Origin of the sequence: Nonomuraea cavernae (assembly GCF_014646355.1) — a bacterium.
Classification (GTDB): domain Bacteria; phylum Actinomycetota; class Actinomycetes; order Streptosporangiales; family Streptosporangiaceae; genus Nonomuraea; species Nonomuraea cavernae.
Genome location: NZ_BMNH01000018.1, coordinates 1 through 13,708, shown reverse-complemented (window position 1 = coordinate 13,708; position 13,708 = coordinate 1). Strand labels below are relative to the sequence as shown.

The following is a 13,708-nucleotide window of genomic DNA, read 5'->3' as shown; positions in this document are numbered from 1 at the left end:
CCGGCGCCGTCAGGCGAGGCCGCCGTTGGCGTAGAGGGTCTGGCCGTTGACCCAGCGCGCCGGGCCGGCCAGGAAGGAGACGACCTCGGCGGTGTCCTCGGGCCGGCCGAGGCGCTCCAGCGGGGTCATGTGGGCCATCCGGTCGATGGTCTCCTCGTCCTTGCCACGAAGGAAGAGGGGCGTGGCCGTGGGGCCGGGCGCCACGGCGTTGACCGTGATGTCACGGCCGCGCAGCTCCTTGGCGAGCACCGGGCTGATCGCGTCGACCGCCGCCTTGCTCGCCGCGTAGGCGGAGTAGGTGGGCAGGGCGAGCTTCGTCACGGAGGTGGAGAAGTTGATGATCGCTCCGCCGCCCCGCACCCGGCGGGCGGCCTGCTGCGCGACGACGAAGGTGCCGCGGACGTTGGTGCGGTGCATGCGGTCGAAGTCGGCGAGATCCATCTCGGCCAGCGGGGCGAGGAGCATGATGCCGGCCGCGTTGACGACCACGTCGACCCCGCCGAACTCCCGCTCGGCCGCGTCGAAGGCCTGCTCGACCGACTGCTCGTCGGCCACGTCGGCCTGCACGGCGATCGCCGAGCCGCCTGACGCGGTGATCGCGTCGACCACCTCGCCGGCGGTCGCCTTGTTGCCCGCGTAGACGATGACCACGGACTGGCCGTCGGCCGCCAGGCGCTCGGCGACGGCGCGGCCGATGCCGCCCGATCCGCCGGTCACGATCGCCACGCGCCGGCCCTGCTCGCTGCGCTGAGTGCTCATGATGCCCGCTTCCCGGTCGATGATGCTCAGGCCGCTAACACTTACACACTAGCAACGCTAACGTCAACGCCGCTAACAGGTTTCTGTTATCGTCGATATCATGAGTGAGCGGACGTCCAGGGAGCGGATCGTGGCGGCGGCCGCCGACCTGCTGACCGAGGGGGGCAGGGAGGCCGTGTCCACCCGTTCGGTGTGCGCCGCCGCCGGGGTCCAGGCGCCGACCATCTACCGGCTGTTCGGCGACAAGCAGGGGCTGCTCGACGCGGTGGCGAGCCACGGCTTCGCCACCTACCTGACGGCCAAGACCGCCCGGCGGCCAAGCGACGACCCCCTGCGCGACCTGCGCCACGGCTGGGATCTGCACGTCGAGTTCGGCGTCGCCAACCCCGCCTACTACACGCTGATGTACGGCCAGGCCCGCCCCGGCGCCGAGCCGCCCGCGGCGCGCGAGGCCGCCGCCATCCTGCGCGGGCTCGTCCACCGCGTCGCCGAGGCGGGCCTGCTGCGGGTGCCCGTGGAGCGGGCCGCCCAGATGATCCACTCGGCCGGCTGCGGGGTCACGCTCACCCTGATCGCCACCGAGCCCCGGCACCGCGATCCCGAGTTGTCGCCGCTCACCCGCGAAGCCGTGCTGGCCGCCGTGACGATTCCCGCGTCGGGCGAGCCGGAGCCGGCCGAGGCCACCGGCTCGCCGGCGCGCGGCGCGATCAGCCTGCTGGCCGCGCTGGCGGCGCCGCCGAGCCCGCCTGGGCCATCCGGGTCGCCCGGCTCGCCTGGGCCGCCGGGCGTCGGTCTGCCGTTGTCGGCCGCCGAGCGCGGTCTGCTCACCGAGTGGCTGCAACGCATCGCCGACCCGGAAAAGGAGAGGCGTCCCGCTGAGCGGCGGTGAAACGATGCGGTATGCGTAACTGGCCGTTGTTCGAGCTGTCCGTGACCACGCCGAGGCTGGAGCTGCGCTACCCCTCGCTCGCGGACCTCGACGAGCTGGGAGAGCGGGCGGCCGAGGGCGTGCACGACGAGGAGACCATGCCCTTCCTGTTCCCGTGGACCGACGCCGGGCCGGCGGAGCGGGCCAGGAGCACCGTCCAGTACCACTTCCGGCAGTGGGCCGAGTTCGCACCGGCCGCCTGGTCCATCGACCTGGTGGCCGTTCACGAGGGCCGGATCGTGGGCACCCAGGGGTTCTCGGCGGCCGACTTCCCCGTCCTGCGTGAGGTCAGGTCGGGGTCCTGGGTGGGCCGGCGCTTCCAGGGGCGCGGCATCGGCACCGAGATGCGCGCGGCCATGCTGCACCTGGCCTTCGCGGGGCTGGGCGCCGAGTACGCCACGACGGAGGCGTTCGTGGACAACCCCGCCTCGCTCGCGGTGACCGCGAAGCTCGGCTACCGCGACGACGGCGTCACACGCCACGTCCGCCGGGGCGAACCGGCGGTCATGCGGCGGTTCCGCCTCGCCCGTACGGACTGGAAGCCGCTGGACGGCGTCCGGATCCACGGCCTGGAGCCCTGCCTGCCGCTGTTCGGTCTGGAGGAACAGCGGCAGGCCGAGTGAAACGGCCCGGTCCGTCCGGCGGCGGTGGTCAGCCCGTCTTCGCCATCACGGCCTCGCCCAGGCGAAGGGCCAGCGCGGGGCACATGTCGACCGCCCGCCGTGCCTCCTTGACCATCCAGCCGGGCACGGTGTTGAAGGACGGGAAGCCGTAGTCGTCCAGGTTGACGAACTCCGGCAGCAGGTGCGCGCACAGGCCGTGGCCCTGGCAGCGGGTCCAGTCGACCTCCAGGCGATACTCCGGCTCCTCCTCCCGCTCGGGCAGCGGCAGCACGCCGCGCACCGGCCTGCCGCACGACCCGTAGTCGCGGTGCAGCGCGATGTCGGCCTCGAACGCCTCCAGCGCCGACAGCACGAACCTGGCCGTGCCGTCCGGATGGAAGCAGGCGCCACGGCGCTCGACGGCCCGGACGGAACGCCGGATGGCGTCCTGTGAGCCGCTGCCGTCGGTGAGGGCGAGCATCTGCCGGGCGATGTCCGGCAGGCCCAGCCGGCACGGCCCGCACTGGCCGGACGACTGCGCGGCCAGGTAGGCGGTGACCCGGGCCGCCTCACCCAGCGGGCAGGTGTTCGCCCCGAGCGGCACCACGATCCCGGCGCCCAGCTCGCCGCCGGCCTTCTTCATGCCCTCGCGCGAGATCACCGCCGAGACGGCGGTCTCCGGGCTCAGGAACGCGCCGTGATAGCCGCCGATCAGCACGCCGTCGCCGGGCTCCGCGTCGCACAGGTCGAGCACGTCGGCCAGCATGGTGCCGGTCGGCGCCTCCACGATCGCGTTGGTCGCGGCCCCGCCGCTCACGCTGAGCAGCACGGTGCCGGGCTCCCTGCTCGTGCCGACCTCGGCGTACTTCTGCGGTCCCAGCTCGGCGAGCAGGGCGAGCTGCGCGTACGTCTCGGTGTTGGACAGCAGCGTCGGCAGCCCGTTCACGCCGCTCGTGCTGGCGCGGCGCTTGCGGCCTGGAGGCACCGCCTCCTCGCCGTTCACGGCGCGGACGAGCGCGCCGCCTTCGCCGGAGATGAACCTCTCCTGCAGGCCGACCACCCGGATCCGGAGGTGGCTCTCCTTGGCGCCCGCGACGTTGGCGGCCCGCCGTTCGGCCACGGCGGCGGAGATCGACGCCTCGGCCAGCTCGCCCGCGACGGTCGCGACGACCACCTCGCGGGCGTTCAGCGCCTCGGCCGCGAGGATCGCGCCGTCGAGCACCTGGTGCGGGGTGCGGACGAGCAGCATGGCGTCCTTCGAGCTGGCCGGCTCGCCCTCGGCGCCGTTGACCAGCACCACGCTCTCCTTGGCGCCGGCCGCGTCGGCGACCGCCCGCAGCTTGCGGCCGAACGGGAACGCCGCCCCGCCTCTGCCGCGCATGTCCACCTCGTTGACCAGGGCGATGAGGGTGCCGACGTCCTGCGCGACGGGCTGGCCGTGCAGGGTGCGGTGGGCGGGCAGGTCCAGCCGCCGGGTGTGGTCGAGCCCGGCGGTCAGCCGGGCGGGACCCAGGCGTAAGACGCTCGGTGCCTTGTGCGGGATCATGTCTGTTCCTGGATGTCGAGGTGGAGGGTCATCCCGCCTCCCGGAACTTGCGCCGGGCGGCGTCGAGGCTCACTGGAGCATTGATCTCTTCCGGGCGTTCGATCGGCGAGTCGTCGACCTCGAGCAGGTCGACGGGCTCCGGCATGGCGGGCGGCCTGCGCAGCGTGGCGAGCACGCGGACGAGCAGGGCCGAGCCGACCGCCACCAGGCACGCCACGTACGACCAGGTCACCCAGCCCGCGGCCGGCCGGCCGGCGGTCAGGCCGTGCAGGATCGCCACCGGCCAGGCGAGGTAGGACCCCGCGTGCAGGATCCGCCAGACCCAGGGTCTGCCCGTGACGGCGAACCGCCCGCGGACGACGCCCGTGATGATGATCAGAACCATCATGTCGGCGGCCAGCGTGCCGAACCCGATCCAGATCCCCGCCACCGGGAGCACGGCCGCGGCCGGTGGCACGTGCCCGAGACTGATCATGAGCGTCACGTGCGTGACGAGGTACGCCAGGCCGATCGCGGCGGTGGCCCGGTGCGCGAGCTGCGCCCGGACCCGGTTGGCGGGGGAGAGAAAGACCTTCTCGGTGGTGAGCAGGCCGAGCGCGACGGTCGCGGTCAGCAGCACGAGCGCGAACACGCCCGCGTAGAACTCGAGGAAACCCACTCCGCGGCCGAGCAGCGACATACCGCTGTTGGTCAAGGTCAGCGCGAACGCCGACAACAGCAAGGCCGCGATCGAGGCGCTCACCCCGAGCCGGACGTTGCGCCTGTCCAGCTTCGTCGGGGCGTGCAGGGGGTGTCGTCTGTGGAGCATCGGTTTCGTTTCCCTCCAAGGTCGGGTGAGGGTGCGACTCGGGAGGGTCGGGGCTGGTCTCGCTCCGCGCCCGACCGGCTTCGCCCGTCCGGTCCCGCCTGCCGGACCGCCGCCTCCGGCGAGCCGTCGGGCCGGGCCCCTCGGGACGGGGGCCCGGCCGTCTCGGCCGAGCCCAGGGGGGCGGGCTCGGGCGCCGGTGCGGCGGGAGGGTGGTGTGGGCAGGCGGGACCGGTGCGGTTCGGGGGAAGGGGCCTGGCCAAATATCAGCAGCGGCGGCCCCTGTTGATGCAGTTGACCACGAAGGACATCAGCCTGTCGGGCATGACGTTGGCGAAGTCGGCGTGGTCGGTGACCGGGTTGTGAAGTTGTTCGGGGAATGCGTCCAGGGCGTATGACGGACCCTGGGGCACCGTGTAGGTGAGCGTCATCCGGAGTTGCGGAACCGCTCTGGTGCCCTGCGGGCAGGCGCCACCCTCGCCTGGGAAGACGATGTGCGTGCGGTGGTTGGCGCTGTCGGTGTTCTGACCGTCCCAGCAACTGGGGAAGTCCAGAATACGGGCGACCTGGCTGCCGCGCGGGCAGAGCGGATATTTGGTAGTAATCCGGTTGTTGAAGCCGGTGCACGTCCACGCGGCGCGGGCGTTGGCCCCGCCGTTCGTGGCGGCCTTGGCGTCACCGGTGATGATCCGCAGGAACCTCGGCATCGCGCTCACCCGGCTGGTCGCGTTGCCCCTGAACTGGAGCGTCACGGAGCGGGGCCGGAGCACCTGGCCGACGTTGCCGTCCGGGTCCTCGGTGTTGACGTCCACCTTGCGGTCGCGCAGCACCGGCCAGAAGTAGGTCGACCTGTCGCCGAGCCGGCAGGTGGTGCCGGCGGCGGCCAGGCTCTCGTCGGTCGAGAACGCGTCCGTCGACAGGTTGCCCACGTAGTCGTGCAGGTGGTGCGCCCCGTTGCTCACGCCGGGGGCGACGATGAAGTTGTCCGGGTTGTTGTGCCCGTTGCGGTTGGTGCCGCAGGACGAGACGAACGTGCCCCGGGAGCCGTTCCGGCCGCGGCGGCCGTCGAGCTGGTTGGACGGCGGGACCTGGCGGATGTCGATGAAGTCGGTCACGAACGGGCCGAGGTCGGCGCACTCGTTGTGCTCCTCGTCCTCGCCGGGGTCGGTCGGGGACGGTGACGAGGTGGCGGTCCGCGTCGGCTGCCCGGTGGGCTGTCCGGTGGGCTGCCGGCTGGCTGTCGGGCTCGGCGTCGGCGTGTTCCGCCGGCGGGAGAACGGCTGCGCGGACTCGGCCGGCGCCTGCTCCTGCGCCTCCTCCTCGGGCTGCGGGGCGGGTTCGAGGGCGCCGCCGCCCGAATCCTGCTGCCCGGTGCTCTCCTGACCCGTGCTCTCCTGACCCGTGTTCTGCTGCTGGTCGTCCTGCTGTCGCTGGTCGCCGCCGTCCTGGCCGCCGTCCTGGCCGTCGGGGGCCTGGGACTGGTCGTCCTGGCCGTCCGGAGCCTGCGTCTCCTGCCCGCGCCGCTGCTGTTGCCGCTGCTGGGACTGCGTGGGCGAGGCGGTGGCTTCGGCCGGGTCGCAGTGATCCGCGAGTGCCGGACCGACGCCGATGACGGCCGCGGACACCAGCCCGCCGGCCACGACGGCCAGGGCGGACACGGCCGCGGCCATGCGTCTGGAACTGCTCATGGTTGTCTCCTAGGATCGACCGCCGCGGGGGCGGGTGGAGTGGCCGATGGAGTCGGGGGCTCGGGGAGCTGGTCGTAGTCGACCAGCCCGGTCGACTCGAGCAGCGTCATGTGTTTCATGACGACGTTCACCGCGTGCTGGCTGAACTTCCTGATCTCGCTGTTGCGGGTGCCCGCTCGTACGCCCGCGACGACGGAGAAGACCTTGCCGTGGGCGGCACGCAGCAGGTTGGCGAAGTCCCGGTCGAAGGCGGGGCCGCTCTCGGCGGCCAGCTGGGCCATCCAGCTCTGCTGTTCAGGGCTGGGCTCGTCCGGCAGGGCCACGCCGAGCCGGGCGGCGTACTGGCGGGTGACCGCGTCCAGTTTGGTGTGGTCCTCCACCAGATGCTCCCCGACCTCCTTGACCCGCTGGGACTCCGCGCGCTCCGCGGTCCATCGGCCGACGGGGATCTCCCACAGGCCCGCCTGGCGTACCTTGACCAGGAGGTCGTGGTCCGCCGGCCCGAGCGGGCCGGAGGGCAGCACCGTCCACTGCGCGGACACGGGTGTGGTCATGGGGGGCATGACCAGCAGGATCGCGACCGCCGCCGCCACGGCGAAGGCGCCGAACATGAGGACTTCGCCACGCAAAAGCCTGTGCATGATCGGAGGTACGCGGGTTTCTCCGGGCCGGTTCACTCATCAACCGGAATAGTCAGAAATGACTGGAGTTATCGGAGTGGCTGCCGGACTGATAACGAAGGTGTAAAGATGTGCCCCGTGCTAGGTCACCTCGACGGCAGATTCGAGAGTGCGGATGCTGAGGCTGAGCATCGCATCACGGCGCTCTACCAGGAGTTCGGCGGCCCTCTGCTGCGCCACGTACGCAAGTCGACCGGAAACGATCTGCAATGGGCGGAAGACGTCGTACAGGAGACGATCGTCAGAGCCTGGCGTAACTCGGCAAGACTGCAATGGGAACCGAGCCTCATCTGGGCGTGGCTGCTGACCGTGGCCCGCCGCATTGTGATCGACGGACGTCGACGCAAGAGTGTTCGTCCTCATGAGGTCGAGCCACCGGAAGTCGACATGCTCGCGGTCCCAGACGGGTCAGACCGTGCGTTATCGGCGATGGTTGTCGCCGACGCACTACGCAATCTGTCAGAAGAACACCGCGAAGTCATTGAACAGACCTACCTCCGGGACCGTACGATAAGTGAAGCGGCGGAGATTCTGGGGATCCCGCCGGGCACGGTGAAGTCCAGGCTCTACTACGGGATCAGGGCTCTGCGCGTGCTTCTGCAAGACAAGGGGGTAGCCGGGTAATGCACGAAGGGGTGGCGGCCTACGTTCTCGGCGTCCTCGACGAGGGCGAGCACGAGGCCTTCGAGCGTCACCTCGACACGTGCACCTCCTGTCAGGCCGAGCTCAAGGAGCTGGTCGACGTTCCCAGTCGGCTCGACGAGCTCAGGCACATTCCCTCCGCCTCCGAAGACGACCCTCCGATGTCCATGTCGCGTTGACGTATCTGCCCTTTTCGGGTGGTATCGGTACTGCAACGCGTTCGCCCGGTCAACGACGACCGGGCGAGGTGGGGGAGGTGTTCGGTGGGGTCCAAGCCTGATGCGGCCATCCCTTCCGACCCCTCCGACCGGCGGTTCGGTGAGGAAGGCGGCCGCCTGTCCTACGGCGAATACCTCAGTCTGCCCGGCCTGCTCTCCCAGCAGCGGCCGCAGTCCGAGGCGCCGGACGAGCTGCTCTTCATCACCATCCACCAGGTCTACGAGCTCTGGTTCAAGCTCCTGCTGCACGAGCTTGAGTCCGCCCGCGACGCCATGTTCGCGGGGGAGCTCTGGCGGGCCAGGCACCTGTTCCGCCGGGTGCACACGGTGGAGAGGGTGCTGATCGAGCAGGTCGACGTCCTGGAGACGATGACCCCGCAGGACTTCCTGGAGTTCCGCGCGAAGCTGGCCCCGGCCAGCGGGTTCCAGTCGGTGCAGTTCCGGGAGTTGGAGTTCCTGTCCGGCCTCAAGGATCACCGCTATCTCGGACGGCTGCGGGACGCCACGGACGACGAACTCGCCAGGCTGCGCCGTCGCCTGGATGAACCCACATTGTGGGATGCTTATCTCACCGCCCTCTCCCAGCGTGGCCTGCCGGTCTCAGACGACGAGATCATGGGCTCGCTGCTGTCCGTGGCGAGGGATCGCAGGTCGTACGACGACCTGTGGCAACTGGCCGAAGACCTGCTGACGCACGACGAGACCGCCGCCCAGTGGCGGACGCGACACGTGCGGATGGTCGAACGGCAGATCGGCACCAAATCCGGCACCGGCGGCTCGACGGGCGCCCCCTACCTGCACGGTAGGACCGGCCTGCACTACTTCCCGCAGCTGTGGGAACTAAGAGCCTGCCTATGAACATGTATGGCAAACCCTCACAAAGGAGTGAGAGCGAAATGCCGCTCGACGAGGCCAAGGACGAGCTGCTCCAGAGAGTCGCGCAGCAGTGCGCGGCCGGCAGCGACCATGTGAGCCCCGAGGAAGCGCTGTCCTTCTTGCGGATCTACTACCGTCACGTCGCCCCCGACGACCTGTTCGATCGCGACCCGGTCGACGTGTACGGTCCAGCGATGTCGCAGCGGCAGCTCGCCGAGGTGCGTCCGCAGGGCCGAGCGGTGATCCGGGCCTTCACCCCCACCCTGGAGGACAACGGCTGGGACCCGGGGCGGTCGGTGGTGGAGGTCGTCACCGACGACATGCCGTTCCTCGTCGACTCGGTGACGATGGAGCTCGACCGGCAGGGCATCGGCACCTACCTGGTGGTGCACCCCCAGATGCGGGTCAACCGCGACATGACGGGCCGGGCGCTCGGGCGCGGCCAGGAGGACGTCACCGGTCAGCTGCTGGTCGAGTCGTGGATGCACATCGAGATCGACAAGCAGTCCGACCCCGGCGTGCTCACCTCGCTGGAGGCCGCCCTGCAGCGGGTCCTGGCCGACGTGCGCCACGCGGTCGAGGACTTCGCCAAGATGCGCACCCAGGCCGTGCAGACCGCCGAGGACCTGTCGGTCAACCCGCCGCCGCTGGAGCCGGCCGAGGTCGAGGACAGCCTCCACCTGCTGCGCTGGCTCGCCGACGGTCACTTCACCTTCCTCGGCTACCGCGAGTACCGGCTGGAGGCCACCGACCAGGGCGACGCGCTGCGCGCGGTGCCCGGCGCGGCGCTCGGCATCCTGCGCGACGACAAGATCGGCTCGTCCAGCTTCTCCGTGCTGCCGCCCGAGGTGCGCGCCAAGGCCCGCGAGAAGCGCCTGCTGATCATCACCAAGGCCAACTCCCGGGCCACCGTCCACCGCGCCGCCTACCTCGACTACATCGGGGTCAAGCTGTTCTCGCCCGACGGCGAGGTGGTCGGCGAGCGCCGCTTCCTCGGCCTGTTCACGCACGTGGCCTACAACGAGTCGATCACCCGGATCCCGGTGCTCCGGCGCAAGCTGGGCGACGTGCTGGAGCTGGCCGGGCTGGCGGCCGAGAGCCACGACGGCAAGGATCTGATGGAGATCCTGGAGACGTTCCCGCGCGACGAGCTGTTCCAGACCTCGGTCGAGCAACTGCTGCCGATCGCGCTCGGCGTGCTGCGGCTGCGCGAGCGCAAGCAGGTCAAGCTGTTCCTGCGCCGCGACGACTACGGCCGCTTCATCTCCTGCCTGATCTACCTGCCGCGCGACCGCTACACCACGCAGGTCCGGCTGCGCATGCAGGAGGTGCTGCTCAAGGCGCTGGGCGGCGCCACGCTCGACTACAGCGCGATGGTCGGCGAGTCGGCCCTGGCCCGGCTGCACGTGGTCGTGCGCGGCGAGCGGGGCAAGCAGCTGCCCCAGCCCAAGGTCGACGTCGAGGAGCTGGAGGCGCGGCTGGCCGCGATCACCCGCTCGTGGGGCGACGACCTGGCCACGGCGCTGACCGAGATGGCCTCCGAGGAGGAGGCCCCGGTGCTCATCAAGCGCTACCAGTCAGCCTTCCCTGAGGGGTACAAGGCCGACTTCCCGCCCAAGGTGGCCGTGGCCGACCTGCGCCGCCTGGAGCGCCTGTCCGGCGCACCCGACGACGAGATCGAGCTCAACCTGTACGAGCCGTACGACGCCGCAGAGGGGGAGCGGCGGCTGAAGGTCTACAAGGTGGGCTCACCCATCTCGCTGTCGAAGGCGCTGCCGCTGATCCAGCGGCTCGGCGTGGAGGTCGTGGACGAGCGGCCCTACGAGATCGACACGGACAACGACCCCGCCACCAGGAACGCCTGGATCTACGACTTCGGGCTGCGGTTCACGCCGTCGGCCGAGGTCGACCGGAACGACTTCAAGCGGCTCTTCCAGGACGGGCTCACCGCGCTGTGGAAGGGCGAGGTCGAGGCCGACAACTTCAACGCGCTCATCCTGCGCGCCGGGCTCACCTGGGAGCAGGTCGAGATCCTGCGGGTCTACGCCAAGTACCTCCGCCAGGCCGGCACCACCTTCTCGCAGCGCTACATGGAACGCGTGCTGCTCGGCAACGTGCGGCTGGCCCGGCTGCTGGTGCGGCTCTTCGAGGCGCGGCTCGACCCCCGGCGCGCCGACGACGTGCGGGCCGACCTGGTCGAGGCGCTGCACGAGGAGATCCTGGGCGCGCTCGACGCGGTCGCCTCGCTGGACGAGGACCGGATCCTGCGGGCCTACCTGGAGATGATCCAGGCGACGCTGCGCACCAACTACTTCCAGAGCGCCGACGAGACCGCGCCTTCTCGCCGCAAGCCGTACATCTCCCTGAAGTTCGACCCGCAGGCGATCAGCGTGCTGCCGCTGCCGCGGCCGAAGTACGAGATCTTCGTGTACTCGCCGCGGGTCGAGGGAGTGCACCTGCGCTTCGGCAATGTGGCCCGGGGCGGGCTGCGGTGGTCGGACCGGATGGAGGACTTCCGGACGGAGATCCTCGGCCTGGTCAAGGCGCAGATGGTGAAAAATACTGTCATCGTGCCCACTGGGTCTAAAGGTGGATTTGTCGTCAAGCGTCCGCCGAAGTCCGGTTCGCGGGAGGACCTGCTGGCCGAGGGCGTCGCCTGCTACCGGATGTTCATCTCCGGCCTGCTCGACGTCACGGACAACCTGGTCGACGGCAAGGTCTCGCCGCCGCCCGACGTCGTACGGCACGACGGCGACGACCCCTACCTGGTGGTCGCCGCCGACAAGGGCACCGCGACGTTCTCCGACATCGCCAACGCCGTGGCCAAGGAGTACGGCTTCTGGCTCGGCGACGCCTTCGCCTCCGGCGGTTCGATCGGCTACGACCACAAGGCCATGGGCATCACCGCCCGGGGCGCCTGGGAGTCGGTCAAGTACCACTTCCGCACGATGGGCGTCGACGTGCAGAACACCGACTTCACCGTGGTCGGCATCGGTGACATGTCGGGCGACGTGTTCGGCAACGGCATGCTGCTGTCCCAGCACGTCCGGCTGGTGGCCGCCTTCGACCACCGGCACATCTTCGTCGATCCCACGCCCGACGCGGCCCGCTCCTACGCCGAGCGGCAGCGGCTGTTCGAGCTGCCCCGCAGCTCCTGGCTCGACTACTCCGACAAGCTCATCTCGGCGGGCGGCGGCGTCTTCCCGCGTACGGCCAAGTCCATCTCCATCACGCCGCAGATGCGCGAGGTGCTCGACCTGCCGGCGGGCGTCGCCTCTATGGCACCCAACGACCTGATCAGCGCCATCCTGCGGGCGCCCGTCGACCTGCTGTGGAACGGCGGCATCGGCACCTACGTCAAGGCCGGCGTCGAGTCCAACACCGACGTGGGCGACAAGGGCAACGACGGGCTCCGGGTCGACGCCGGAGAGCTGCGCTGCAAGGTCGTCGGCGAGGGCGGCAACCTGGGCCTCACCCAGCTGGCCCGGATCGAGTTCGCCCGCGACGGCGGCCTGATCAACACCGACTTCATCGACAACTCGGCCGGCGTCGACACCTCCGACCACGAGGTGAACATCAAGATCCTGCTCGACCAGGTCCTGCGCGACGGCGAGCTGACCGACAAGCAGCGCAACCAGCTCTTCACCTCGATGACCGGCGAGGTCGCCGACCTCGTGCTGCGCGACAACTACGCGCAGAACGTGGTGCTGGCCGCGGCCAGCACCCAGGCCGTGGAGATGCTCCACATCCACTCCCGCTACCTGCGCAAGCTGGAACGCGACGAGCTGCTCAACCGCGACCTGGAGTTCCTGCCGTCCGACAAGACGCTGGCCGAACGGCGCCAGGCCAGGCTCGGCCTGACCCAGCCCGAGTTCGCCGTGCTGCTGGCCTACACGAAGCTGGGGCTCGACGCCGACCTGCTCGGCTCCGACCTGCCCGACGACCCCTACCTGGCCTCCTGGCTGGTGTCATACTTCCCGTCGGCGCTGCGCGACCGGTTCCGGACGTACATGGACGCCCACCCGCTGCGCCGCGAGATCATCACCACCGGCGTGGTGAACGAGCTGGTCAACTCGATGGGCACCACGTTCATGTTCCGCTTCGCGGAGGAGACCGGCGCCTCGGCGCCCGACATCGTCCGCGCCTACCTGGTCGCCCGCGAGGTGTTCGACCTGCCCGGCTTCTACCGCCAGGTCGAGGCCCTGGACAACCAGATCGACACCGACACACAGATCGCCATGCTGCTGGAGGGCCGCAAGCTGGCCGAGCGCGGCACCCGCTGGCTGCTCATCAACCGGCGTCCGCCGCTCGACCTCGCGGGCTCGGTCGGCTTCTTCGTCAAGGGCGTGGACGGTCTGCTCGCGCACATGCCGAAGCTGCTGGCCGGCCCCGACCTGACGGCCTTCGAGGATCGCCGCGACTCGTTCGTCGCCAGGGGAGTGCCGATCGAACTGGCCGAGCGGGTGGCGGCCATGGTGCCCGCCTACTCCACCTTCGACCTGGTGGAGATCTCGTCGCTGACGAGCCGGCCGGTCAACGAGGTGGCGGAGGTCTACTTCGACCTCGCCGAACGCCTGCAACTGGCCCGGCTCAGGGAGCGCGTCATCGCGCTGCCCCGCGACAACCGGTGGAACTCGATGGCCCGATCGGCCCTGCGCGACGACCTCTACGCGGCCCACGCCTCGCTCACCCGGGACGTGCTGACCCACAGCACCCCCGGCCTGTCGCCGGAGGACCGCCTGGCCCACTGGACCGAGGGCAACGCGGCGGCGGTCAGGCGCTCGCGGCAGACGCTGTCGGAGATCTGGGAGAGCGACACCTTCGACCTGGCCACCCTGTCGGTCGCGCTGCGCGCGATCCGCACCCTGGTCGCGGCCAGTACGCTGCCTCCCCACACGGAGGCCTGACACCTCGTCCGGTACGGCGAGGCGCGCGGCGGTGACCCCCACAGGTCACCGCCGCGC

At 70.4% G+C, this 13,708-nt stretch carries 11 protein-coding genes; 6 read left to right on the top strand and 5 right to left on the bottom strand.

Annotated features, from left to right (window positions below; translation table 11 throughout):
• Positions 1 to 9 precede the first annotated feature (9 nt).
• Entirely contained in the window at positions 10 to 759 is a 750-nt protein-coding gene (locus IEY82_RS25305; RefSeq protein WP_189126710.1) for an SDR family oxidoreductase, read from the bottom strand.
• A 100-nt stretch (positions 760 to 859) separates the two neighbouring features.
• Between IEY82_RS25305 and IEY82_RS25300 the strand changes: the two genes are divergently transcribed.
• Both IEY82_RS25300 and IEY82_RS25295 read left to right on the top strand, forming a co-directional pair.
• Positions 860 to 1,648: a TetR/AcrR family transcriptional regulator gene (locus IEY82_RS25300; protein ID WP_189126709.1), complete on the top strand. Its 789-nt coding sequence runs from the start codon at positions 860 to 862 to the stop codon at positions 1,646 to 1,648.
• Positions 1,649 to 1,659: 11 nt separating this feature from the next.
• The gene (locus IEY82_RS25295; protein WP_189126708.1) at positions 1,660 to 2,310 is read left to right on the top strand and encodes a GNAT family N-acetyltransferase; all 651 of its coding nucleotides are present in this window, start codon (positions 1,660 to 1,662) and stop codon (positions 2,308 to 2,310) included.
• Between the two features lie 28 nt (positions 2,311 to 2,338).
• On the opposite strand, the gene IEY82_RS25290 is transcribed toward IEY82_RS25295, so the two are convergent.
• The 4 genes from IEY82_RS25290 to IEY82_RS25275 all read right to left on the bottom strand — a co-directional run bounded on the left by IEY82_RS25290 (position 2,339) and on the right by IEY82_RS25275 (position 6,969).
• On the bottom strand, positions 2,339 to 3,835 hold the full coding sequence (locus tag IEY82_RS25290; protein WP_189126707.1) for an NADH-quinone oxidoreductase subunit NuoF family protein: 1,497 nt from the start codon (positions 3,833 to 3,835) through the stop codon (positions 2,339 to 2,341).
• Between the two features lie 28 nt (positions 3,836 to 3,863).
• Positions 3,864 to 4,643 (bottom strand): LamG domain-containing protein, encoded by a 780-nt coding sequence (locus IEY82_RS25285; RefSeq protein WP_189126706.1) that lies wholly within the window; start codon positions 4,641 to 4,643, stop codon positions 3,864 to 3,866.
• A 263-nt stretch (positions 4,644 to 4,906) separates the two neighbouring features.
• Entirely contained in the window at positions 4,907 to 6,328 is a 1,422-nt protein-coding gene (locus IEY82_RS25280; protein WP_225262703.1) for a DUF1996 domain-containing protein, read from the bottom strand.
• Positions 6,325 to 6,969 carry a DUF4142 domain-containing protein gene (locus IEY82_RS25275; protein WP_189126705.1) on the bottom strand — a complete coding sequence of 215 codons (645 nt, stop codon included), beginning with the start codon at positions 6,967 to 6,969 and terminating at the stop codon, positions 6,325 to 6,327. The genes IEY82_RS25280 and IEY82_RS25275 overlap by 4 nt, the downstream gene beginning before the upstream one ends.
• A 108-nt stretch (positions 6,970 to 7,077) precedes the next feature.
• Here IEY82_RS25275 and IEY82_RS25270 point away from each other — a divergent pair, with 108 nt between their 5' ends.
• The 4 genes from IEY82_RS25270 to IEY82_RS25255 all read left to right on the top strand — a co-directional run bounded on the left by IEY82_RS25270 (position 7,078) and on the right by IEY82_RS25255 (position 13,651).
• Positions 7,078 to 7,632: a sigma-70 family RNA polymerase sigma factor gene (locus IEY82_RS25270; RefSeq protein WP_225262707.1), complete on the top strand. Its 555-nt coding sequence runs from the start codon at positions 7,078 to 7,080 to the stop codon at positions 7,630 to 7,632.
• Complete coding sequence (locus IEY82_RS25265) at positions 7,632 to 7,829, top strand: zf-HC2 domain-containing protein (protein WP_189126704.1); 198 nt, start codon at positions 7,632 to 7,634, stop codon at positions 7,827 to 7,829. The genes IEY82_RS25270 and IEY82_RS25265 overlap by 1 nt, the downstream gene beginning before the upstream one ends.
• Before the next feature lie 84 nt (positions 7,830 to 7,913).
• A complete protein-coding gene (locus IEY82_RS25260) occupies positions 7,914 to 8,726 on the top strand; it encodes a tryptophan 2,3-dioxygenase (protein WP_225262709.1) in 813 nt (270 codons plus the stop codon).
• 38 nt (positions 8,727 to 8,764) lie between these two features.
• Entirely contained in the window at positions 8,765 to 13,651 is a 4,887-nt protein-coding gene (locus tag IEY82_RS25255) for an NAD-glutamate dehydrogenase (protein WP_189126703.1), read from the top strand.
• Positions 13,652 to 13,708 lie beyond the last annotated feature (57 nt).